At 38.8% G+C, this 23,703-nt stretch carries 18 protein-coding genes; 10 read left to right on the top strand and 8 right to left on the bottom strand.

Features of this window, described 5'->3' with window-relative positions; genetic code table 11:
- Positions 1-236: 236 nt before the first annotated feature.
- The gene (locus RI196_RS08060; protein ID WP_311067228.1) at positions 237-611 is read right to left on the bottom strand and encodes a hypothetical protein; all 375 of its coding nucleotides are present in this window, start codon (positions 609-611) and stop codon (positions 237-239) included.
- A 501-nt stretch (positions 612-1,112) separates the two neighbouring features.
- Between RI196_RS08060 and RI196_RS08065 the strand changes: the two genes are divergently transcribed.
- Entirely contained in the window at positions 1,113-1,244 is a 132-nt protein-coding gene (locus tag RI196_RS08065; protein WP_082830423.1) for a GapA-binding peptide SR1P, read from the top strand.
- A gap of 734 nt (positions 1,245-1,978) precedes the next feature.
- Here RI196_RS08065 and RI196_RS08070 read toward each other — a convergent pair.
- Positions 1,979-2,908 carry a DMT family transporter gene (locus tag RI196_RS08070; protein ID WP_063389648.1) on the bottom strand — a complete coding sequence of 310 codons (930 nt, stop codon included), beginning with the start codon at positions 2,906-2,908 and terminating at the stop codon, positions 1,979-1,981.
- Positions 2,909-3,081: 173 nt separating this feature from the next.
- Positions 3,082-4,554 (bottom strand): aminotransferase class I/II-fold pyridoxal phosphate-dependent enzyme, encoded by a 1,473-nt coding sequence (locus RI196_RS08075; RefSeq protein WP_066250238.1) that lies wholly within the window; start codon positions 4,552-4,554, stop codon positions 3,082-3,084.
- Between the two features lie 198 nt (positions 4,555-4,752).
- Here RI196_RS08075 and RI196_RS08080 point away from each other — a divergent pair, with 198 nt between their 5' ends.
- Positions 4,753-5,718 carry an NAD(P)H-dependent flavin oxidoreductase gene (locus tag RI196_RS08080; protein WP_063389650.1) on the top strand — a complete coding sequence of 322 codons (966 nt, stop codon included), beginning with the start codon at positions 4,753-4,755 and terminating at the stop codon, positions 5,716-5,718.
- 50 nt (positions 5,719-5,768) lie between these two features.
- Here RI196_RS08080 and RI196_RS08085 read toward each other — a convergent pair whose 3' ends face one another.
- Positions 5,769-6,404: a YktB family protein gene (locus RI196_RS08085; protein WP_063389651.1), complete on the bottom strand. Its 636-nt coding sequence runs from the start codon at positions 6,402-6,404 to the stop codon at positions 5,769-5,771.
- 163 nt (positions 6,405-6,567) lie between these two features.
- Here RI196_RS08085 and RI196_RS08090 point away from each other — a divergent pair, with 163 nt between their 5' ends.
- Entirely contained in the window at positions 6,568-7,362 is a 795-nt protein-coding gene (locus RI196_RS08090) for an inositol monophosphatase family protein (RefSeq protein WP_311067229.1), read from the top strand.
- A gap of 461 nt (positions 7,363-7,823) precedes the next feature.
- Here the strand turns inward: RI196_RS08090 and RI196_RS08095 are convergent, their stop codons facing one another.
- Positions 7,824-8,009 carry a DUF5325 family protein gene (locus tag RI196_RS08095; protein ID WP_063389653.1) on the bottom strand — a complete coding sequence of 62 codons (186 nt, stop codon included), beginning with the start codon at positions 8,007-8,009 and terminating at the stop codon, positions 7,824-7,826.
- Between the two features lie 149 nt (positions 8,010-8,158).
- Here RI196_RS08095 and typA point away from each other — a divergent pair, with 149 nt between their 5' ends.
- Positions 8,159-9,997, top strand: coding sequence for a translational GTPase TypA (typA, locus tag RI196_RS08100; protein ID WP_311067230.1), 1,839 nt, complete (start codon positions 8,159-8,161; stop codon positions 9,995-9,997).
- A gap of 23 nt (positions 9,998-10,020) precedes the next feature.
- Complete coding sequence (locus RI196_RS08105; RefSeq protein ID WP_242009277.1) at positions 10,021-10,341, top strand: YlaH-like family protein; 321 nt, start codon at positions 10,021-10,023, stop codon at positions 10,339-10,341.
- An 87-nt stretch (positions 10,342-10,428) separates the two neighbouring features.
- Here RI196_RS08105 and RI196_RS08110 read toward each other — a convergent pair whose 3' ends face one another.
- Both RI196_RS08110 and RI196_RS08115 read right to left on the bottom strand, forming a co-directional pair.
- Positions 10,429-10,629 (bottom strand): YlaI family protein, encoded by a 201-nt coding sequence (locus tag RI196_RS08110; RefSeq protein ID WP_063389656.1) that lies wholly within the window; start codon positions 10,627-10,629, stop codon positions 10,429-10,431.
- Between the two features lie 550 nt (positions 10,630-11,179).
- Positions 11,180-11,779 carry a YhcN/YlaJ family sporulation lipoprotein gene (locus tag RI196_RS08115; RefSeq protein WP_063389657.1) on the bottom strand — a complete coding sequence of 200 codons (600 nt, stop codon included), beginning with the start codon at positions 11,777-11,779 and terminating at the stop codon, positions 11,180-11,182.
- Between the two features lie 253 nt (positions 11,780-12,032).
- Here RI196_RS08115 and RI196_RS08120 point away from each other — a divergent pair, with 253 nt between their 5' ends.
- A complete protein-coding gene (locus tag RI196_RS08120) occupies positions 12,033-13,379 on the top strand; it encodes a PhoH family protein (RefSeq protein ID WP_375338794.1) in 1,347 nt (448 codons plus the stop codon).
- Positions 13,380-13,664: 285 nt separating this feature from the next.
- Here the strand turns inward: RI196_RS08120 and RI196_RS08125 are convergent, their stop codons facing one another.
- On the bottom strand, positions 13,665-14,162 hold the full coding sequence (locus RI196_RS08125) for a molybdopterin-binding protein (RefSeq protein WP_311067231.1): 498 nt from the start codon (positions 14,160-14,162) through the stop codon (positions 13,665-13,667).
- 279 nt (positions 14,163-14,441) lie between these two features.
- On the opposite strand from RI196_RS08125, the gene RI196_RS08130 reads away from it, so the two are divergent.
- From RI196_RS08130 to RI196_RS08145, 4 genes are all read left to right on the top strand, one after another.
- Positions 14,442-14,726, top strand: a complete 285-nt coding sequence (locus RI196_RS08130) for an Fpa/YlaN family protein (protein ID WP_063389660.1) — start codon at positions 14,442-14,444, stop codon at positions 14,724-14,726.
- Positions 14,727-14,951: 225 nt separating this feature from the next.
- Positions 14,952-16,124 (top strand): FtsW/RodA/SpoVE family cell cycle protein, encoded by a 1,173-nt coding sequence (locus RI196_RS08135; RefSeq protein ID WP_311067232.1) that lies wholly within the window; start codon positions 14,952-14,954, stop codon positions 16,122-16,124.
- A 69-nt stretch (positions 16,125-16,193) separates the two neighbouring features.
- The gene (gene pyc / locus RI196_RS08140) at positions 16,194-19,637 is read left to right on the top strand and encodes a pyruvate carboxylase (RefSeq protein ID WP_063389662.1); all 3,444 of its coding nucleotides are present in this window, start codon (positions 16,194-16,196) and stop codon (positions 19,635-19,637) included.
- Positions 19,638-20,079: 442 nt separating this feature from the next.
- The gene (locus RI196_RS08145; RefSeq protein ID WP_063389663.1) at positions 20,080-23,685 is read left to right on the top strand and encodes a dynamin family protein; all 3,606 of its coding nucleotides are present in this window, start codon (positions 20,080-20,082) and stop codon (positions 23,683-23,685) included.
- Positions 23,686-23,703 lie beyond the last annotated feature (18 nt).

A 23,703-nucleotide genomic window follows, 5' to 3' on the forward strand; every position in this document is an offset into this window, starting at 1 on the left:
AGGGGATGTTCGACCTTCCTTCACTTCTACTATAAAAAAATAGTAGCACAAACCTTGGCCTAGGTCTGTACTACTAATGTTAGTATGTTTTTATGATGAAAAATAAATGATGGAACAATTCTCTCACTGTTGTGAAAGTTTTTTCACAAAAATATGTTGTGCAGAGATTTTGAGCACAAATCCTATTTAACTAAAGAATCTTCTCAGCGCTTAATTACCTCAAACCGACATTCTCATTATTCGGAAAGCACTTCTGAGACCGGCTCTACAATTTCATCTTTTGTTGAAACTGATCCTTTAATATGCAAAATGATGCCGTCATGATCCATCACGATAATGGAAGGATATGTTTTAATATTAAACCGCTTAGATTCAGGATTATCAGCTTGGTAGATCATCATATTGTCCATTTCCTCTGGAAATTGTTTTTTTAAATCTAATAAAGCATCGTAGTAAATTGATTCTTTTTCCATCATTTTTTGGTCGGTAAAAAAAAGAATTTGTTTTTTGTCGGAGCTTGAAATCGAGTGATTGTCTTTCGGATCAGCAATACAAGATGACAATAGAAGCAGTACGGCAACGGTATAGGTATATGCAATAAATTTCACCATTGTCCTACCTCTTTCGTTTAAAGAAAACTGGTAAAATGTGTTCATTTTTTCTTAACGCCATTTTAACATATTTAATTCCGTCACTTTTGAATGTTATGCAAATGTTACAAAAATAAAATATTATTTAAACAAATTAAAAAATTTCAAATCGTGTACGAGAAGTATGATATCTAGAGCGAATGTTTGAGTTGTTGGGTTGTAGACTTTAGATGCACGTAATGGATCATACTCAGCAATCATGTAATGCTAATGATCATAAAGATAAAGGTCATTTGAAAGCTACTTTGAACCAAAAAAATGTCCCCATCCCCATATAAAATGTACAAAACTTTAATTGTAGCGGATAAAATCAATTTACATATTTTTTAATGCATAAAAAAATAAATGTGTTATACAATTTTCTGCTTGACGAATATAATGTGACATATTAATATATAACTATCAGGTCATTTTGTCTCCACTTTATTCTTTATGACGCTATATGGAAAAGGGGAATACAGGATGGGAACAATTGTCTGTCAAGACTGCAATTCAACAATTCATTTCTTTGATGATGAAAAAGTTACGGTATTGTATGGTAAATGCAACAATTGCTGTACAGAAAAGAATCGTAAAAAAAGCAATCATCAATAACATATTGAATAACACGTGTAACAAAGGGGTTTAAGATAAATGGGCTGTCTTTAAGGCAGCTTTTTTTTATGTAAAGCAAATGCTGGTGATCTTAATGGAATGGATGCTTGCAGGATTGTGATTGAGAGCTAAGACAGAAAAACATCGTTTGAATTCATTTTTTATCAATTCACCTTTGTCTTTTTCAGTAAGACGGTCATTGCGGTTTTTAAGTGTTAAAACGACAGCGATGCGGTTTGTAAAGATTGATGAAACATATACCAAATGTCACTTGTGCATAAAAGGTTGGATGAAAAATTTATTGGAGTTACGACAAATTTCGCAGCCAATATTGGAACTGGCAGCAATTCGATATAGCGAAGTTTGTTATCGATGTCTTTTCAATAAAAGTATAAAAAGTGGTGTCTATTCCATTCATTAGGCGGTAAAATGTAGCTAAAGGACTTTTGTGAAAGGAGCTTTACAATGGAGGTAATGGCAGCAAGCGTCTTTTCGGCAATTATTATATTTATTACTGTCTTTTCTATGATAAGGGTATTCATCATCGCTTTTAAGAGGAAAGAAATATCGCTTCGGAAGTTCATCATCTTCACCATATCTTCAATTGTTACAGGTTTAATTATTGCTTCCGTTTTACCGTTTGTTTATCAAAAAATATTTCATTACTTCTATTAACTGTTTTTTTAATGAAAGACCTTCCCCACGAAGCAGGAAGGCCGTCGTCCATATTTTAGTTATGTATTAGCACTTTTTACAGAAGCATTCGTAGTCAATTCCTTATTTGAAAGTCCTTTATTTTTCAAAAACATACTGACTCCAATTAAAGATAGCGCTCCGCCAATCATTTGGGAAATAGATGTAGCTTCTCCTAAAAATAAGTATGCTAATATAATTGCCCCTATTGGTTCACCTAAAATACTCATTGAAATCGTCGTAGCATCCAAATATTTTAAAAGCCAATTAAATAATACGTGACCAAAAATATTGGGGACTAGTGCTAGAAGTACAAATATGCCCCAATCATGAACTGAATAATGAATCAGCGGGACCTCGTAACTAAGATTGTAAATCAATAATACAAATCCACCTATAAAGAACACACAAAAACTATATATTGATGTTGGAATTTTTTTGCATAATTCTTGTCCAAAAAGCATATGAATGGCTACTGCTAACGTTCCTGCTAATGAAAGGAAATCTCCATATAATGCTTTTGTAGAAAGATTAATATCTCCCCATGCAATAATGATTGAACCGCTAACAGCTATAAAAATACTCACAATCCCAATAAGGTTTGTTCTCTCTTTAAAAATAAAATAAGCTCCGATCATAACAAATACAGGCTCTAATGTAGTTATAATCATTGAACTTGCTACTGTTGTATATCTAAGGGAATCCATCCAAAATAAGAAATGAAAACCTAGGAAGATTCCAGATAAAAGTAGTTGAATCCAATCCTTCCATTGAATGTTAATAGCTCCTGTTTTGATTTTCTTCCAAGGGAGAAACGGCAGCATAACGATCACCGTAAAAAGCAGTCTATACATTCCTAATATAGATGCAGGCGCATCAGACCATTTAACAAAAATAGAAGAAAATGAAATAGAAATAACACCAATTAGTAAAATAAAAATAGGCGGAACGGGAAATTGATATTCTTTCATTGTTGTCGCTCCTTTTAAAAGAATTGAATATTATTATAAATTAAATACGGTAATGGTTTTAGCCATTACCGCAGCAAAATTATTTTATGATCGATCTTCAGCAAAATTTGGTTTCATCCGTTTTTCGACTTGTCCTCGAATGTATGGATTTATAAAGCTTCTTCAGCGATTTCTCATTTAATCGGTTTATGCTCTTTAATAACGCGAATGTAGGAAAGAGTTGGATCTTCTGTACCTTGAACAGGCAGGCCGGCATCTAAATTTTTTCGGATGTAATGTAAATTTTCTTTAGTGATGATTTCTCCTGGTATGAAAATCGGTATGCCCGGTGGGTACACCATGACAAATTCTGCAATAATGCGTCCGACAGATTGTTCAAAAGGTACCATTTCCGTCTCTGCATAAAAAGCATCTCTAGGTGTCAGCGCCAAAACAGGAATATCGGGCAGAAGGACAGAGACTTCCGCTTGCTTGTTTGCCTGATGGGAAAATTCTTTTGACAAAGCACGAAGCGCTTTTATTAAAAGTGATGTTTCATATTCTGTATCACCGGGCGTGATCAGACAGAGCAGATTGTACAGATCGGAAAGCTCCACTTCAATGTTGTAATGTTCTCTTAACCACAGCTCTGCATCATATCCCGTTATGCCTAGTTCCTTCACAGAAATAATTAATTTTGTCGGATCATAATCATACGTTGCATTCGTTCCCAAAATTTCTTCTCCTACACAATATAGATGATCAATTTTGTTAATTTCGTATCTTGTCTGATTCGCCAATTGAATCGTTTGCTCTAATAATTCATAGCCCTTCGTTGCCAGCTGCTTTCGAGCTGCATCCAGTGATGCAAGAAGCAAATAGGATGTCGATGTCGTAGTCAGCATGCTTAAAATCGATTGAACACGGTCAGGAGACACAAGACCTTCCCGAACATTTAAAATAGAGCTTTGCGTCATCGATCCTCCCAGCTTATGAACGCTAGTTGCCGCCATATCTGCCCCTGCCTGCATGGCGGATAATGGCAGCTTGTCATGAAAATGAATGTGGACGCCGTGCGCTTCATCTACAAGAACAGGGACATTATATGAATGAGCAATATTTACGATTTGTTTTAAATCAGCTGAGATTCCGAAATACGTTGGATTAATGACTAAAAGCCCTTTTGCATCAGGATATTGCTGAAGAGCTTTTTCAACTGATTCTGTCGTTATTCCGTGAGAAATGCCGAGGTTTTTATCCACTTCAGGATGTATAAAAACGGGGGAAGCCCCTGAAAAAATGATTGCTGACATGACCGATTTATGAACATTTCTTGGAACAATAATTTTATCTCCAGGTCCGCAAACCGACAGGACCATTGTCATAATGGCTCCGCTCGTACCTTGTACCGAGAAAAAGGTGTGATCGGCACCGAAAGCTTCAGCAGCCAATTTTTGTGCTTCTTTAATAATTCCTTTTGGCGAATGAAGATCATCCAAAGGACCGATATTAATTAAGTCCATCGCCAGAGCATTATGTCCGATAAATTCTCGGAATTTTGGCTCCATTCCGGCTCCTTTTTTATGGCCGGGAATGTGAAATTGAATTGGATTTTTTTGAATATGTTCTAAAAGACCTGTAAACAATGGTGTATCATGCTGTGACAATTTTCCTTTTCACCTACTTTTTAAAGGTTCCCCAAAATTAAAAACAAATGAAATTATAGCACTTTCCTTTAAAACCTGCAAAAGGCATTAAATAGGGTTTTTAATATCTTTGTGCTTCTCTTTGTTTTGAGCTACGTTTTTATAAAGAAGGAATTTAATGCGTGGAAAAAGAATAATACGAAATGGGGAGGGGGAAACATGGTATTTTCAACAAAAATTACCGAATTGCTAGGGATTAAATATCCGATCATTCAAGGGGGACTTGCTTATTTAGCGTATTCAGAATTAGCAAGTGCAGTAAGCAATGCAGGAGGGCTCGGTCAGATCACGGCTATGTCTCTTCCGAATCCAGCTGCGCTTCGAGAGGAAATACGGAAGGTGAAACAAAAAACGGATAAGCCGTTTGGAGTGAACTTCGCCATCGGTCAGCATGGCCGTCCATTTTCCGATATGCTTGATGTGGCGATTGAAGAAAAAGTGCCGGTCATTTCCATCACTGGCGGGAACCCGGCTCCGCTTTTTGACCAATTAAAAGGTGTCGATGTAAAAAAACTAGTTCTCGTTGCGGCAAGAAGACAAGCGGAGAAAGCGGAAGAGCTTGGAGCAGATGCAGTGATGGTCGTCGGACAAGAAGGCGGCGGTCATTTAGGAAAAGACGATATCGGCAATTTCGTATTAATTCCACAAGTAGTGGAAGCTGTCTCCATTCCGGTGATTGCTTCTGGAGGCATTGCGGACGGGAGGGGACTAATGGCAGCATTGGCTCTTGGAGCTGAAGGGATTGAAATGGGAACTCGTTTTATTGCAACGAAGGAATGCGTACATGCACACCCGTTATATAAAGAAGCAATTGTCAACGGTACTGAACTTGATACCGTCATTATTAAAAGGTCGTTAGGGGCACCAGGTCGGGCGCTTCGAAATAATTGGACCGAAAAAATTTTGGAAATTGAAAGAGAAAGAGGAGATTATGAGTCGCTAAAAGATTTCATTAGTGGAGAAGCGAACAAAAAATATATTTATGAAGGCAAAATCGAGGAAGGATACGCATGGGCCGGTCAATCTATAGGGCTGGTAAAAAATATTCCGTCTGTTGCGGAACTGTTTGACGAAATCATTGAACAGGCGAAAGAGATAAGGCGGAAATGGTCCAGCATTGCTTAATTGTTTTCAAAAGAAATAATGGTCAGCGATGCAGCGCATCCTGACCATTTTTAAACAGTGCTTTTTTGTGTGATTTGATAAAGCGGCATTAACGTTTTAAACGTCTCGTCAACCTTTTCCAAAAATTGCTCCCTGCTCATGGAGAGAACTTCATTTTTTGGAAGGTTGATGCCGCATAACATTTCTGCTTTTTTCACCGATTGCAGACGTTGAAAAATTCGTTGAAAATCTTCGTCAGATAAATTTTTTTGTTTTTCCGCATCTGGTTTTGTATGATCGGCTGACCAGAAATAATCTTCAGGAATTTGCTTTCGAATTTGCTGCCAATTCTGTAAAAATTGTTTTCCGATTTCTTCTTTCACAGGGGATTCATAAATAATGGCAAACCAAACAAAGACGTGTGTGCTCCATAATCCGATTTGAAAATGAGGGAGCTTCTTATAACCCCGTTTACTGTTTGCAAATGCAACCCATGTGTCATTGGGAGGATGAACGGTACGGCGGGCATGTTTTGCTACATGATAAAATATTTCATCTCCCGTCAAAGCAGACAAAGTAGGTGCAAAATGCTGTCCCAGCGCTTCAAGTTTTGGGCGCACCCGTTTTTTTAGCTCATCCATTCTCGCTTCTAAACCGTCTATTTGAAAAACTTCAAAATCTTCCTTCACAAATGGCACAAAATCCATAAAAATCCTCCTTGTGTTGTTTGTCCACATTGTAGCACAAACCGACAGAGAAAGAAAAATAATGTGGGTGAAATATTGCAATGATAAAGGTGAAAAACTTGATTTTCTCCATTTCTTTACAGTATGCTAAAAAAGGTGATTGAATAGAAAGTGGGTAAGATAGATGAACTGGCATGAAATAGATCAAAAAGCAAAGCAATGGATTTATGAGGCTGGTGAAAGAATTCGCCAATCATTTCAACAAAAGCTGGTCGTTGAAGCGAAATCAGGTCCAAACGATTTAGTGACGAATATTGACCGGGAAGTAGAGCATTTCTTTTGGGAAAATATTCGCAAAACGTTTCCGGAACACAGCATTTTAGGAGAAGAAGGTTCCGGTCATGAATTGAAATCATTGGACGGTATCGTTTGGATAATTGATCCGATTGACGGCACAATGAATTTTGTACATCAAAAGCGGAATTTCTGCATTTCGGTTGCTGTTTTTGCGGATGGTGTCGGTCAAATAGGACTGATTTATGATGTCGTCAGAGATGAAATGTACCATGCGATAAGGGGGAATGGCGCCTATTTAAACAAAACGGAGCTTCCGCCGTTACAAAAGAAAACAATAGAAGAATCCATCATCGGCTTGAATGCATCATGGCTGGTGGAAAACAGACGAATTGATCCAGCAATATTAAGTCCGCTTGTCAAACGTTTAAGAGGAACGAGATCATTTGGTTCAGCCGCTCTTGAATTTGCCTATGTAGCTGCAGGCAAGCTGGACGGCTATATTACAATGAGACTTGCTCCTTGGGATTTTGCGGCAGGTTTAATCCTTGTCGACGAAGTAGGCGGGGTTACGACAACGCTTGACGGAAAACCAGTCGATTTGCTTAAAAAGCAAAGCATTTTCACCGCTAACCAAACCATTCATCAACAAATTATCGAGGAGTATATTAAAGGGAAAATATAAAGCTGCAAATGCTGTTGACAGCTTATAGATCATCATAGCTTGCTAAAAAACAAGCATGAAGAAAGCAGTATAAAAAGTCTCTTATAAAAATATGAAAGAATTGGTATCGTTCGGCAAACTTCACATCGTGATGGCAGGCGAGAAAAATGGAACAAGTGTGGAGCAATGAAATGTTGTAGCAATCAACGTTTTGTAAATAGGGCTAAAAATCGGGTTGTTTAAAAATTTACATAAAATGGAACTTCTTTGTATCCATTCCATTTCTGGCTGGTCTTTTGAAAAAGGCTATTGTAAATGAGTTTTAGCTAAAACCGAACATATTGTGAAACAAAAGATGGGTCTTTGTAGGTTTGAAAGAAACTAATGCCATGTAATAAATCCCCTCTATCAGTAGAGGGGACGATCTATGTATCATAAACCGTTTGAAAGTATAAAATGGTCGATGCCAAGATGTAAATTCTTTATAATAATCCTCTCTCTCGCATTTTCTTTTTTTGGGTAAAGCCGAGTCCAAATACAATAATAATTCCAATGATGCTAACAACTACTCCCAACAGGCTGCCAGCCCCTATTGCAAAGCCGACCGACACAATAAGCAGCGCCGCAATGGTGGCGAGAACCCAAAATATCCATTTTCCGTTGCCCATTCCCATCCTCCTTTCATCAATCCAAGACGAAAACCATTAATAGCCTTTAAGCCTCTTTCCATCTTTAGTTTATCGAAAAACGTTCAACGTTTCCACAGTATTTATGGTATAATAGCCTAGGTTCAGTTTAGCAAATAGGAGATGACAGTGTGAAAGTTAGAAACGACTTACGCAATATTGCTATTATCGCGCACGTAGACCATGGGAAAACAACATTGGTTGACCAATTGCTTCGCCAATCAGGAACGTTCAGGGAAAATGAACAAGTGGCGGAGCGTGCTTTAGATTCCAATGACTTGGAGCGCGAGCGCGGAATCACCATCTTAGCCAAAAATACGGCGATTGAATATAAAGGAACGACCATTAATATTTTAGATACGCCTGGTCATGCCGACTTTGGCGGAGAAGTAGAACGAATTATGAAAATGGTCGATGGCGTGCTGCTAGTTGTCGACGCCTATGAAGGCTGCATGCCGCAGACAAGATTTGTTTTGAAAAAAGCGTTGGAACAAAACTTAACACCTATTGTCGTCGTGAACAAAATTGACAGAGAGTTTGCCCGGCCTGAAGAAGTTGTCGATGAAGTGCTTGAGCTGTTTATTGAGCTTGATGCAAACGATGATCAATTAGAATTTCCGGTTATTTATGCTTCGGCCATCAACGGAACGGCAAGCACTGATCCAACTAAACAGGATGAAAATATGGAAGCTCTATTTGATGCGATTATCGAACATATTCCTGCACCTGTTGATAACAGCTCAGAACCCCTTCAATTCCAGGTGGCGCTGCTGGATTACAATGACTATGTTGGGCGGATCGGCATCGGCCGCATTTTTCGCGGAGAGATGAAAGTCGGACAACAAGTCGCATTAATGAAGCTTGACGGAAGTGTGAAGCATTTCCGTGTTACGAAAATGTTTGGATTTAAAGGATTAAAACGATTGGAAATTGAACAGGAAAAAGCTGGTGATCTTGTCGCTGTTTCTGGAATGGAAGACATTAATGTCGGGGAAACGGTTTGTCCGGTTGATCATCAAGAGGCGCTACCTGTTCTTCGGATTGATGAACCGACGCTGCAAATGACGTTTTTAGTTAACAACAGCCCTTTCGCAGGCAGAGAAGGAAAATATGTGACGGCGAGAAAAATCGAAGAAAGGCTGCATGAACAACTGCAAACAGATGTTTCGCTAAGAGTGGAGCCGACGGATTCCCCGGATAAATGGATAGTATCAGGGCGAGGCGAGCTTCATTTATCCATTTTAATTGAAAACATGCGCAGGGAAGGGTATGAGCTGCAAGTTTCGAAGCCTGAAGTAATTGTAAAAGAAATCGATGGAGTACTTTGCGAACCGGTTGAACGGGTGCAGGTGGACGTTCCAGAGGAATACACAGGTCCTGTCATGGAATCATTGGGCGCGCGCAAAGGGGAAATGGTCGACATGATCAATAACGGAAATGGACAAGTCCGCTTGATTTTTATGGTGCCATCGCGCGGATTAATCGGCTACACGACCGAATTTATGTCTTTAACAAGAGGATACGGCATCATAAACCATTCGTTTGACTCGTATCAGCCTATGCAAAAAGGACAAGTTGGCGGAAGGCGTCAAGGGGTTCTTGTTTCAATGGAAACAGGAAAAGCTACCTCTTATGGCATTCAACAGGTCGAAGATCGCGGAACGATTTTCGTTGAACCCGGAACAGACGTGTACGCTGGGATGATTGTCGGTGAACATAATCGTGAAAATGACCTTGTTGTGAATATATGTAAAGTAAAACAACAAACAAATATCCGTTCTTCGACGAAAGAACAAACGGTCGGAATGAAAAAAGCTCGGATCATGTCGTTGGAAGAAGCACTTGAATATTTAAATGATGATGAATATTGTGAAGTCACGCCTCAATCGATTCGTTTAAGAAAGAAAATCTTGGATAAAAACGAGAGGGAAAAAGCAGCGAAAAAGAAAAAACTGTCAAGTCAAAGCTAATGAGTGAAAGGGGGAGGGACGTAGTGACAGAAGAACAAGTAATTGAAAGGCTGTCTTTTTTTGCGCGTCTTTTCCGTGTTCATGAGCAGCATGATGTCGGAATGTGGTATTTGTATATTACCATTCTGATTTTATCAATTATTGTATATAAACTAGGATTTGCTAAGAAGCTCCCGATTTTAAAGTCTGCTATAATCTATTTATTTCTCGCTTTCGGCTGTACGGTGCTGACGTTTTTGGCAATTTTTCTGCCGATTGCAGAAGGATTGGTAGTCGCTGTTCTTATTTTAAGCATATATAAAATTCGGCTTTACTATTCGAAAAAAAATGAAAACAACACATAGCTTTAAAGAAAATCAAAACAGATGTCGGTATGTGCCAGCGCGCACCACCTTCATCTGTTTAACTTTTTTCTGAGTATTTTTCTGTTCTCAAAAAAGCTCATTCCTTTTTCTTTCGCGGTACAAACGGAACTTTCCGGTTGATAGTCTTTTGTTTGTTTTTTCCGTAATTCGATTATAGCAAGTATTGCACATATATGTATGAATCGGTCTATTCCTCAGCTGTTTTGCCTTCAATGATTCGTCATCAATTGTTTCGATTTTATCGCATAAAACACATTTGACTTTCATCTTGCTTCTCACACTTTCTAATCAAATTTTTAAGCTTTGTACAACGTTGTTCGTCTCAGCATCAAAAGGCTTCGATGATAGTTTGGATTGCTTCCAGACAACACGCCTCTATACTCACTCGCCTCTCGCATAGTATATCACGTTTTGCTTCCGCTCACACAATTTCTTTTGCAACTTTGCAAAAGAATCAAGCCAGCAGCGGCTTTATACGACTTACACACAATACAATTTCTATAAGAAAAGACAGAAAAATAAGCTATTGAGCCACTTTCGAGCATTGCAAAAAACATTGTGAGACAGGTCAATACTCTTTATCCAAACCAGAGCCATTTGCATTTCCGTTCCGACTTGGGATCGTGAATCATCCGGCGATAGTCAAGCTATTAAAATGAATAGACATACTGATCTTCAGCCGCGCAGGTCGATAGTGAAACAATGTTTTATGAGTTGTTATTTTATTAAATATGATAAAACATCATCGGATTTTGACTAAAAGGTGTTGAAAGCAATGAAAAACGCTTAAGCTTCGGACTTAAGCGTTTTAATGTCTTTATTGTTGTTTTTGGTTTGATTGATCACGCTGTTCTTTATTCAGCTCTTGATTTTTTGACTTCGGAAGCTGATCTTTTTCATTCATCGGCTGCTTTTGTTGATTGTCTGTCGCGTCACCAGGAAGATCCGGCATCAATCTTCCGACAATTTGAGCGAGCTCATCTAGAATGCCGCCAATGGGCCGGCCGTTTTGAATTTCCTCTCCAATTTGGCGGATTCGTTCATTTGTGTCTGGATCGGCAATAACTACAGCATAAGCCCCGTAAGGATCGTTTTTTAATGATTCTGCAACGGAATACTTAATCGATTCAACTTTTGAACGATCCAGCTTTTTGTCGACATCAATTCCGACGACTGCATAATTTCCAAGAACAACTGCAGTTGCATCATTTACATCTGGAACATTTTCGGCTATTTTTGCCAAGCGGCGGGCGATTTCCTGGCCGGATTTGCGATCAACATTTTCCCGCACGGAATCTTTGACAGTAATTGTTCTTGAATAGTTTTCACCACGATTTTCCTCTCGTGCATTTTCGTTTGTGGAACAACCGTTTAAAATAAAGCCGACAAGCAAAATAAACATCAAAAAGCTGCGCATGCTATCACTCCTTTTCTTACAAGTAAGGTGTAAAGTAATCCATTACTTATTTCGTGCTTCCGTCTTTGACGAATAACATTGGTTCTAGTTACAAAACTTATAAAGAAGCCTGAATCTTTCGGAGTTAACTCCCGACTGGATTGTAGAAGACATCGGCTTAGGCAGCATCTTTCTTTATTTATTGTTTAATAAACCTTCTATCTTTATTCATAAAGACATATATTTTAGCTAAGGAAGCCTCCAATAATTTCGGATGAGGGAGGAAGAAAGATTGGGTAAGATATATGTGCTGGATACGAATGTTTTGTTGCAGGATCCGAATTCCATTTTTTCCTTTGATGAGCACGAAGTTGTAATACCTGCCGTTGTTCTTGAAGAGGTGGATTCCAAAAAAAGATATATGGATGAAGTTGGACGAAATGCGCGCCAAGTTTCAAAAATCATTGATCAGTTGAGGGAACAAGGGAAATTGCACGAAAAAATTCCTCTGCCAAACGGCGGATCTTTAAGAATTGAATTAAATCATCGTTCGTTTCATGATCTGCAGGAGATTTTCGTGGAAAAAACAAATGATAACCGAATTTTGGCAGTAGCCAAAAATTTATCATTGGAAGAGCAATCAAAGAAAGATGGAAAATCGGTAATTTTAGTCAGCAAAGATGCTTTAGTGAGAGTGAAGGCAGATGCGATTGGACTTCATACTGAAGATTTTCTGAGCGATCGTGTAGTAGAAATTGACCATATCTATACAGGGTTTCTTGACCTTTACATAAGTATGGAAAACTTAAACCGATTTTATGAGAAAAATGAGCTGCTGCTGTCGGAAATAACCAATCATCCTTTTTATCCGAATCAATTTATTTTGCTGAAGGATGCTTTAGGAGGCAAATCATCTGCCATTGGGATTGTCGATAAAACAGGGAAAAGATTGAAAAAGCTTGTTTTTCAGCATGACCATGTTTGGGGAATTCAGCCGAGAAATGTTCAACAAACGATGGCATTCGAACTATTAATGAGACACGATATTCAGCTCGTGACTTTGATCGGCAAAGCAGGTACAGGAAAAACGCTTTTGGCTTTAGCGGCCGGGCTGATGCAAACAGAAGACATGGAATCATATAAAAAGCTTCTTGTCGCCAGACCAATTGTTCCAATGGGAAAAGATATCGGTTTTTTGCCGGGAGAAAAAGAAGAAAAACTGAGGCCTTGGATGCAGCCGATATGGGATAATTTAGAATATTTATTTAATACGAAAAAAGCTGGCGAGCTTGATGCGATTTTAGCAGGTATGAATTCGATCGAGGTGGAGGCGCTGACTTATATTCGCGGCAGGAGCATCCCGGAACAATTTATCATCATCGATGAAGCGCAAAATTTGACGAAACATGAAGTGAAGACGATTTTAACAAGAGTTGGCGAAAAAAGCAAAATTGTGTTGATGGGGGATCCAGGACAAATTGATCATCCTTATTTAGATGAATATAACAATGGGTTGACCTATGTAGTGGAAAAATTTAAAGATCAAGCAATTGCGGGACATGTAAAATTACTGAAAGGCGAACGATCCCAATTGGCGCAAATAGCAGCAGATTTGTTATGAAAAAGTGAGACGTTGTAGTTTCAAAAGCCTCAGGGGTCAGAGATAAAAGTGTGAGCTTTGCAGCAGCTGATTTATCTTAAGCTCTTTGCAGCATCCAAAAAAATTTTTTGCGCTAACATTTGCGATTCTACTCAAATTGTGAGAGATGAAAAAAAAAGGTACTTTCCAGAAAGTCAAATCGCCATTGAAAACAAAAAATTATAAACACCGATATATCAATGTTTCTAAAATATTAATGGGGGCGTCAATAAGCCGTAAAAACGACTTATTAGACACCCCAAAAAATTATTTTACGATTATTGCTCTCACCTTTTTAATTGGATCATTGCGGTTCGAGCCATCTCCGTAAATGATGTGGACAGGGCCGTCTTCTTTTAGCGGTTTTCCTTCCTTGCTAAATGCCAAAATGCATTCTTCTGCTTTTTCAATCGGCATTTCGACTTCGCCGTTTTCGGTTTCAAAAACGACCGTTTTGGCGTTCGTTAACGGTTCAGCATTTGATAAAAACGGTTTAAGCGGCATGCCGAAAGTCCCGGTAAGCACCTTTTCTTTTTCAAATTTTTGTTCCGTTTTTAAAGTAGGCGGAAATACAGCTCCCTCCTGAATCTCCCGTTGCCATTGATTTGCTGTTTTTTTCACATAGTCCTCTTCTATGTTTTCCTCTTTGCGGCCTTGATCAAAATATGTATTTAAATCAATGCGGCGGTCATCAAAGATCCAAACACCTGGGTCCAAAGTAATTGGAAATTTTACATTCCCTTTTATTTGAATAGTATCGCTCATGAGCATCCCTCCACGTTAAAGTATAAGCGCTTTTATGGATTTTGTCACATTCCGTTGTCCATTTCAGTTCAAAAAGGCGACAGTCAGGCGGCTGAGTCCAGAGCGGCAAATCAATCAGACAAATTCTTCTAGCATTTTTTTGGAAGGTTCATACATATATATGAACAACTTTAAAATTATTAGGGAAGGAGGGTGCGTGTTTCCTTGCAATTTTCCTTTATAACATTTAATATTAATAGATAGAATAGGGATTCCTTAATGGGGAACGGAGGGATTCAGATGGCATCATTTGAAATGGTTCTTAGTCACCGGGAAAAGGCTCTTTCGCTTTTAAAGGCGGATGCAGATAAAATCATGAAATTGATTAAAGTACAAATGGACAATTTGACAATGCCTCAATGTCCTCTTTATGAAGAGGTTTTAGATACGCAAATGTTCGGATTATCTCGGGAAATTGACTTTGCTGTCAGACTAGGCCTGATTGAAGAACGCGAGGGAAAAGCTCTGCTTGATGAGCTTGAGCGTGAGCTGTCAGCTCTGCACGAGGCATTTGTACGAAAATAAAAAGCTTGCTCAAACCGGTAAAAAAAAGGTTTGGGCTTTTATTTTATCTTTTCCATTTCTCATATCGACCTTCCACTAGGTGTTCCTTCGTAATTTTTATTTTGCCATTGAGAAAATGAATTGTTCAAAGTATAATAGAAAATAAATTTTCTTTACACTTATGAAAACAATGACTGTGTATTTATTTTGCAACAAGAAGAGCAGCAAGTCGTAAGGAAGATGAACATGTTGAAACGAATTTTAAAATCATATGATTATTCGCTTATTTTAGCAGTTTTCTTATTATGCGGTTTCGGCTTGGTCATGGTGTACAGTTCAAGTATGATCATGGCAGTCACGAGGTATTATACGGAAAGCGATTATTTTTTTCGCAAGCAATTGTCCTCGCTCCTGCTTGCAACGATAGCTTTTCTAGTTATGATGTTTTTTCCGTACCGCGCTCTGCTGAACGGAAAATTTATAAGAATTTTGTTTTTTGGATCGATTGCTATTCTCGGGCTGTTATTTATTTTTGGACATGTTGCCGGCGGTGCGCAAAGCTGGTTTAAAGTTGCCGGAAGAGCCATTCAGCCGGGAGAATTTGTCAAGCTTTCCGCCATTATTTATTTATCAGCTGTATACGAAAAAAAGCAATCGTACATATGGCACTTCGGAAAGGGAGCATTGCCTCCGGTAATCTTTACCGTATTGATTTGCGTTTTTGTTATGCTTCAGCCTGACATTGGGACATCATTCATTATTGGAATGATTGCCTTGTCTATTATTTTATGTTCAGGTATGGGCATCAAAAACATGTTAAAGTTAGTATTGCTTGCTTTATTTTTCTTATTGCTGCTAAGTCCGCTCATTTTATTTAAGGCCGATGATATTTTTAGTAAAGAACGTCTTTCCCGCTTTACAGGGTATACGGATCCATTTGAACATGAAGACGGAGCAGGTTATCAGCTCGTCAATTCATATATTGCGATCGGATCCGGAGGTCTTACTGGACTGGGGCTGGGGGAAAGCGTGCAAAAATACGGATATTTGCCGGAAGCGCACACTGATTTTATTATGGCCGTTGTAGCGGAAGAGCTAGGTATTTTCGGTGTATTATTTGTTCTTACGCTTTTGGCGTTTATCGTTTTAAAAGGCCTCTATATTGCAAGAAAATGCACCGACCCGTTTGGTACATTGATTGCTGTAGGAGTTTCAAGCATGATCGCTATTCAAACGGCCGTCAACTTGGGAGGAGTGACAGGACTGATCCCGATCACTGGTGTTACATTGCCGTTTGTCAGCTATGGAGGCTCATCGTTATTAGTACTTTTAATATCGATGGGATTGTTAGTGAATGTTTCAATGTTTGTCAATTACCGGGAGCAATATAAAAAAGAAAAAGAAATTGCAAGCATGTAATCGTTCCGCCATATGCTGCTCTAGTTTTATTTTCTTGAAAATCTAATATACACTGCAAGGGGGATTTATATGACGAACAGAAAAATTGAAAAAATCTTAGTAGCAAACCGTGGAGAAATCGCGATTCGGGTATTTCGAGCTTGCAATGAATTGAATATCCGAACCGTTGCAATTTATTCCAGGGAAGATTCAGGTTCTTATCATCGATATAAAGCAGATGAAGCTTATTTAGTTGGCGAAGGAAAAAAACCGATCGAAGCATATCTAGATATTGACGGTATCATTGAAATTGCAAAAGCTCATGACGTGGATGCTATTCATCCCGGATACGGTTTTTTATCTGAAAATATCGAATTTGCTAGAAAATGCGAAGAAGCCGGAATCATTTTTATCGGCCCTAGAACAGAGCACTTAGATATGTTTGGCGATAAAGTGAAAGCTAGACATCAGGCGGAAAAGGCCGGAATTCCAGTCATTCCAGGCAGCAACGGTCCAGTCAAAAGCTTGGATGAAGTGATTCAGTTTGGTGAAGAATACGGGTATCCGTTTATCATTAAAGCTGCTCTTGGCGGCGGAGGCCGGGGAATGCGCATAGTCCGTTCAAAGGCTGGAGTAAAGGATTCTTATGAACGAGCTAAATCGGAAGCAAAAGCAGCATTCGGCAGCGACGAAGTGTATGTAGAAAAGCTGATCGAAAATCCGAAGCATATTGAAGTGCAAATCATTGGTGACCACGATGGAAACATTGTTCATCTTTATGAGAGGGACTGTTCTGTTCAACGTCGTCATCAAAAAGTCGTGGAAGTTGCTCCAAGCGTTTCTTTAAAGCAGGAATTAAGGGATAAAATTTGCGAAGCGGCTGTACGGTTAATGAAAAATGTCAACTATGTCAATGCAGGTACGGTGGAATTTTTAGTTTCCGGCGATGACTTTTATTTCATCGAAGTAAATCCGCGCGTTCAAGTAGAACATACGATAACTGAAATGATTACGGGGATAGATATCGTTCAAACACAAATTCTTGTGGCAGAAGGCCACTCAATTCACAGCCCGGAAGTTGGAATTCCAAGACAGGAAGACATTAAAACATGGGGATATGCTATTCAAGCAAGGGTGACGACGGAAGATCCGCTGAACAATTTCATGCCGGACACTGGAAAAATTATGGCGTATCGTTCCGGAGGCGGCTTTGGCGTTCGATTGGATACCGGAAACAGCTTCCAAGGAGCTGTTATTACACCTTATTATGATTCATTGCTTGTAAAAGTATCGACATGGGCGCTATCGTTTGAGCAAGCTGCCAGAAAAATGATTCGAAATTTAAGAGAATTTCGAGTTCGCGGAATAAAAACAAATATTCCTTTTTTGGAAAATGTCATTAAACATGAGAAATTTTTATCTGGAGAATATGATACGTCCTTTATTGATTCGTCGCCTGAGCTGTTCGTTTTCCCGAAACAACGAGATCGGGGAACAAAAATGCTCACATATATCGGGAATGTGACGGTGAACGGTTTTCCAGGCATCGGGAAAAAGAAAAAACCGGTATTTGATGAGCCACCGATTCCGCACGTAAAATTATCGGAGCCTATTCCAGAAGGAACGAAACAAATTTTAGAGAAAGAAGGAGTCGACGGTCTTGTTAAATGGGTAAAAGAACAAAAACAAGTGCTGTTGACGGATACGACTTTCCGAGATGCTCATCAATCATTGCTGGCAACTCGCGTGCGCACAAATGACATTAAAAAGATTGCTGAACCTACTGCGAGATTGCTTCCAAACCTGTTTTCGCTTGAGATGTGGGGAGGAGCAACGTTTGATGTTGCCTATCGCTTTTTAAAAGAAGATCCGTGGGAAAGACTTCAAATTGTCAGAAAGCATGTGCCAAACTTGCTTCTGCAAATGCTTTTGCGCGCATCGAATGCTGTCGGATATAAAAACTATCCAGATAATGTAATTAAAGAATTTGTCGAAAGATCAGCGGAAGCAGGCATTGATGTGTTCAGAATCTTTGACAGCTTAAACTGGGTAAAAGGGATGACCCTTGCCATCGATGCCGTCCGTAAAACCGGAAAAATTGCCGAAGCAGCCATCTGTTATACAGGGGATATTCTCGATCCAACAAGAAGAAAATATGATTTGAATTATTACAAACAGATGGCAAAAGAATTGGAAGCATCAGGCGCACAAATTTTAGGCATTAAAGATATGGCAGGACTGTTGAAGCCACAGGCGGCATATGAGCTTATTTCAGTGTTAAAAGAAACGGTCGATCTGCCAATTCATTTGCATACACATGATACGAGCGGAAACGGCATTTACACATATGCCAAAGCGATCGAAGCAGGGGTCGATATTATAGATACGGCGTTGAGCTCAATGGCCGGTTTAACTTCTCAGCCAAGTGCCAATTCTTTATATTATGCGCTTGAAGGTTCGGAAAGAAGACCGAATGTTAACATTCAATCATTGGAAAAGCTGTCTCAATATTGGGAAGAAGTGCGCAAATATTATCAAGACTTTGAGAGCGGCATGAAAGCTCCTCATTCAGAAGTTTATGTACATGAAATGCCTGGCGGACAATACAGCAATTTGCAGCAGCAGGCGAAGGCTGTAGGTTTGGGTGACCGCTGGGAGGAAGTGAAAGAAATGTACAGCCGCGTCAACCAAATGTTTGGCGATATTGTTAAAGTAACTCCGTCATCAAAAGTTGTTGGTGACATGGCGCTCTTTATGGTTCAGAACAATTTAACGGAAGAAGACGTATATGAGCGTGGAGAATCGCTTGACTTCCCAGATTCAGTCATTGAATTTTTTGCCGGATATCTCGGCCAGCCGTACGGAGGCTTTCCGAAAGAGCTCCAGCGCGTGATTTTAAAAGGCCGTGAGCCGATTACAGTTAGACCTGGGGAGCTATTGGAGCCGGTTAATTTCCAAGCATTAAAAGAAGAGCTGGAGCAGCTGCTCCATCGTGAGCCGACGCCTTACGAGACGATCGCTTATGCACTGTATCCAAAAGTGTTCACGGAATATTTGAAAACATATGAACAATATGGAAACATTTCTGTTTTAGATACACCGACATTCTTCTACGGAATGCGTTTAGGCGAAGAAATTGAAGTGGAAATTGAAAAAGGAAAAACGCTGATTGTGAAGCTAGTTTCCATTGGCCAACCGCAGCCTGATGGAACGCGGATCGTGTACTTTGAATTAAACGGCCAGCCGCGTGAGGTTGTTATTAAAGACGAGAGCATCAAATCAACTGTTCAGCAAAGAGTCAAAGCAGATCCGCAAAACCCTGAACATATTGGAGCGTCTATGCCTGGAACAGTAATTAAAGTCTTGGTAGAAAAAGGCGAAAAAGTAAATAAAGGCGATCATTTAATGATCACTGAATCAATGAAAATGGAAACGACTGTTCAAGCTCCATTTGCAGGTGTTATTAAAGATATTTATGTGAAGAGCGGAGAAGCTATTCAAACAGGTGATTTGTTAATCGAAATCACTAAATAATAAATTTTGTGCCAGCCATTTTTGGCTGGTTTTTTATGTAAAATTTTAAAATTTAAAACTTCGTTTCGAAAAAACTATTGAAAATGATTTTCACTCATGTTATTCTTTAATTAATGATGAAAATCATTCTCAAGAAAGGCTGTGACGACATGACCATGCTTTTTGTCGGGAGTACGGTTTTGATTTATAGCATTTTAATCGGATATGTTTTGAAGCGAGTCGATTCAAATTCATAAATAAATTTTTCATATATTACATAGCGGAGATTGGCAAAAAACAGTCAATCTCTTTTTTATGGGAAAACTGAGCTTTTTAACAGTCGCTTGGGAGGAAGCGAAGCGGGTTTTTTCTTGTCCAGGCTCCTGAAAATAATTTTTTTGCCTTCATTTACGGGCAATATGGTAAAATCAACATGAGGAATTGACGAAAAGGAGCCTGAGGTATGGGAAATGTAGTTGAGCAAGAACGAATCAGCAGCTTGATTCAAATATTTGAAAAGCTTCCTAAAGAAGTCAAAGCTTCCTATAAACAAAAATGGAAAGAATTAATTGAAAAAGAAATGCAGGATCAAATCCAAATTGCATTTATGGGCCATTTTTCGGCAGGAAAATCATCGCTGTTAAACAAGCTTGCAAACGGAACCATTTTGCCTTCGAGTCCGCTTCCGACCAGCTCCAATATCGTCATGCTGGCGAAAGGCGAACGTTTGACCCGTGTGCATCTGTTTAATGGCAAAATGTATGAATCGAAAGACGATTTGGATAATGAGCTGATCAGCAAGCTGTGCAAACAAGAAAATGAAATTGAAAAAGTATTTATTCAACGGCCTTATTTTACGATTCGTGAACATCTGATTTTAACAGATTCGCCGGGAATTGATTCGACGGATGACGATCATCGCAAAAGAACAGAATCGGCGCTCCATTTAGCGGATTACATCGTATATGTGACGGATTATCATCACGTTCAGTCGGAGCTGAATTTTTCTTTCTTGTCAAAGCTGAGGGGGATGAATAAACCGATCATCGTCATCATCAACCAAATTGATAAGCATCAAGAAGATGAAATACCTTTTTCAACGTTTAAAACAAACATTGAAGCCTCGCTGACAGCTATCGGAATTGAAAAGGAAAATATTTATTATACGACAACGAAATCGCCTGAGCATCCTTTAAACGAATTTAAGCAGTTAGAGGAGCGGTTAAATGGGCTAGTCGATAATAAAAAGCATTTAGTGCGAAAAAATGTATTGGAGCAGGCAAAAATTTTGCTTCAACAAATGAAGGAGGATTTGTCTAAAGAGAAAGCGGAGAGCCTTCATCTCTCATTGGATGAATGGAATCAGCTTGATCAGCTGCTTCAAAACAGCCAGCAAAAATTGTCGGAAATAGAACAGAAGCTCAAACTGATAGATGAAGACATTAAACAGTTTGAAGCAGCATTTGATCAAGAACTTGATGGTTTGTTGAGAAACGCCAATCTTATGCCTTATGATACAAGGGAAAAAGCGGCAAAATTAATTGAAACCCAGAAAAAAGATTTTAAAGTTGGTTTGTTTTTCTCAAAAAAGAAAACAGAAGAGGCAAAACGAAATGCACTTATTCAATTTTATGAAGAGCTGGCCAAAAATGTGGAATCGCAAATTGTATGGCACATCATCAATATGGCGAAAAAATATTACGAAAAGCATCATATCGACCAACCTTCTCTTTTACAGCAAATACTAAGCTTTTCGATCGAATTTGATGAAAATATGCTGCTTGACGTGATCAAACCAGGGGCTGAATTAAACGGTCAATATGTGCTCCAGTATGGGAAAGATGTTTCAAATGCTGTACAGCAATTGTGCAAACGAGAAGCTCAAAGCTTGCGCGATCACATGATCAAAGCGTTACACAAGATGAATCAAACAGAAAGAGAACGGATGAAGCAGGAGCGGGAACAGCTTACAGTCAAACTGATGCAAATGTCTAAAGCGATTGATGAGAAAGAACAATTTATGAATGAGTTTAAACAGCTTTCCGACATATTAAATGGTCAAGGAACTGTTGACAATATCGATATCGAGCGATGGAAAGCCGAACATCTGCAAAAACAAATCATGGAATGGAATTCTCTTCAATTCCTTATTTCGAATGAAAAGCAAAGAAAAGATAAAAAAATAGAGAAAAAAGAAACCGAACGAAAACATGAAGCGGCGAAGAAAGATCAAATGATAAATAAGCTGCAAAAAGGGATTGAAATTTTAAATGAGACTGGGCTGGAGCATTCAGCCAACCGCTTAAAAGAAAAACTTTCTCAAATTGAGAACCGCTCCTTTCAAATTGCAATTTTTGGCGCGTTTAGTGCAGGAAAATCGAGCTTTTTAAATGCCTTGATTGGTGAAAAAATTTTCCCTTCCTCGCCAACTCCAACAACCGCTGTTATCAATAAATTAACCGGTGTTAAAGATGGCAAAAAACACGGGGATGTGGAAGTAGTCTTTAAAAATGAGCAGCAAATTTTAGAAGAAATTAATGAATTGCTAGCACCGCTTTCTCTTAAGGCGGAGCGATTTTCCGGTTTGCGCGAAGTGATGCTTCAAGCAATGAAACGAACGGAAGATGAAATGGTTCAACGAAGGCTGAACACCTTTTTAGAAGGAATCTCATTTTATGAAAAAGAAGATCAAAAAGTGAAATGGATCAAGGCAGATGAGCTTGAGTCATTTGTTGCAAAAGAAGAACGGTCATGTATGATTCAGGATGTAACGATTTATTATGATTGTGATCTGACTAGAAAAGGGATTACTCTTGTTGATACTCCAGGTGCGAGTTCATTTCACGGCCGGCATACAGAACTTGCTTTCCAATATATAAAACATGCGGATGCCATTATCTTTTTAACTTACTACAACCATCCATTTTCAAAAGGAGATCAGCAGTTTTTGGATCAGCTTGGTCTTGTAAAGGACGCCTTTACGTTAGATAAAATGTTTTTTATCATCAATGCAATTGATTTGGCGGAACATGATCAAGATGCAGAAGATGTTCGAAATTATGTCGAGCAAATGTTATTGTCCCATTCAATCCGAGAGCCGAAGCTTTTTCAAGTTTCAAGCTTACAGGCATTGGAAAAGAAAAAGATTTCAAAGGTTCGAGACGAGTTTCCGCATTTTCTCAAGTCGTTTGAACATTTTATCCATCATGAATTGATGACCGTTTTAATTCAAGCGGCTGAACATGAATTTCAACAGGCGGTCTCAGAACTTTCAGATATGATCAAGCTTTTGGAGCTTGATGAAAGCGAACGCGATCAGAAAATTCGCGAATTGAAGGATCAGCTCAATCGCATGCAGGAATTAATTCGTACGCAATCAGTTGATGAATACGTTATAACATTCCAACAGGAAACGGAAGAATTGAACTATTACGTAAAACAGCGGCTTCTTCATAAACTTCCAGAGCTGTTTAAAGAGGCGTATCATCCTGGCAAATTTACAAACAACACAAAGGGAGAAGCAGCCATTTTAATGGATTGTTTTAACGAAATGATAGAAGGACTGAATATTCAGCTCCAGCAGGAAATGAACGCTACAACACTTCGTATTGAAAATTATTTAAACGGAATATTGCAAAAAATCAATCAGAACCTTTCCGACATGGTTGCTAAACAATGTGAAGCAGTTCCGTTTTCAAATATAGAAGAGGTTCAATGGGAAGAAATCCGGATCCAAGTTTCCGTTTTCCCTTACATTCAATTTGATGTTTCAAAAGCACATAAAGTGTTCCGAAATACGAAATCATTTTTCGAGCAGAACGAAAAGCAAAAGCTGTTTGATATTCTAGAACAGAATTTGAAAGATACGATTGACATGTCGGTGAGAGCTTTTGAAGAGCATCTGGCTCGCCATTACGAAGCATTATTGAAAAAGGAAATCGAACAGCTGAAGGAAAAAATGATTCATGAAGGGGAACAATTTATTCAAGCTAGATTAAAAACGTTGACAGCACCAAATGATGTACAATGGATGAAAGAAAAATTCAATGAATTAACATCGCTTTCATAAAGAGGGGCAGAAGCTCCT

Origin of the sequence: Aeribacillus composti (genome assembly GCF_031760945.1) — a bacterium.
In the GTDB taxonomy this organism is placed as follows: domain Bacteria; phylum Bacillota; class Bacilli; order Bacillales; family Aeribacillaceae; genus Aeribacillus; species Aeribacillus composti.

What these genes read in the sequence shown, in the direction of transcription:
- RI196_RS08060 (WP_311067228.1), bottom strand. Translation starts at nt 611, where the DNA reads ATGGTGAAATTTATTGCATATACCTATACCGTTGCCGTACTGCTTCTA.
- RI196_RS08065 (WP_082830423.1), top strand. Translation starts at nt 1,113, where the DNA reads ATGGGAACAATTGTCTGTCAAGACTGCAATTCAACAATTCATTTCTTT.
- RI196_RS08070 (WP_063389648.1), bottom strand. Translation starts at nt 2,908, where the DNA reads ATGAAAGAATATCAATTTCCCGTTCCGCCTATTTTTATTTTACTAATT.
- RI196_RS08080 (WP_063389650.1), top strand. Translation starts at nt 4,753, where the DNA reads ATGGTATTTTCAACAAAAATTACCGAATTGCTAGGGATTAAATATCCG.
- RI196_RS08085 (WP_063389651.1), bottom strand. Translation starts at nt 6,404, where the DNA reads ATGGATTTTGTGCCATTTGTGAAGGAAGATTTTGAAGTTTTTCAAATA.
- RI196_RS08090 (WP_311067229.1), top strand. Translation starts at nt 6,568, where the DNA reads ATGAACTGGCATGAAATAGATCAAAAAGCAAAGCAATGGATTTATGAG.
- RI196_RS08095 (WP_063389653.1), bottom strand. Translation starts at nt 8,009, where the DNA reads ATGGGCAACGGAAAATGGATATTTTGGGTTCTCGCCACCATTGCGGCG.
- RI196_RS08110 (WP_063389656.1), bottom strand. Translation starts at nt 10,629, where the DNA reads ATGAAAGTCAAATGTGTTTTATGCGATAAAATCGAAACAATTGATGAC.
- RI196_RS08115 (WP_063389657.1), bottom strand. Translation starts at nt 11,779, where the DNA reads ATGCGCAGCTTTTTGATGTTTATTTTGCTTGTCGGCTTTATTTTAAAC.
- RI196_RS08120 (WP_375338794.1), top strand. Translation starts at nt 12,033, where the DNA reads ATGAGGGAGGAAGAAAGATTGGGTAAGATATATGTGCTGGATACGAAT.
- RI196_RS08125 (WP_311067231.1), bottom strand. Translation starts at nt 14,162, where the DNA reads ATGAGCGATACTATTCAAATAAAAGGGAATGTAAAATTTCCAATTACT.
- RI196_RS08130 (WP_063389660.1), top strand. Translation starts at nt 14,442, where the DNA reads ATGGCATCATTTGAAATGGTTCTTAGTCACCGGGAAAAGGCTCTTTCG.
- RI196_RS08135 (WP_311067232.1), top strand. Translation starts at nt 14,952, where the DNA reads ATGTTGAAACGAATTTTAAAATCATATGATTATTCGCTTATTTTAGCA.
- pyc (WP_063389662.1), top strand. Translation starts at nt 16,194, where the DNA reads ATGACGAACAGAAAAATTGAAAAAATCTTAGTAGCAAACCGTGGAGAA.
- RI196_RS08145 (WP_063389663.1), top strand. Translation starts at nt 20,080, where the DNA reads ATGGGAAATGTAGTTGAGCAAGAACGAATCAGCAGCTTGATTCAAATA.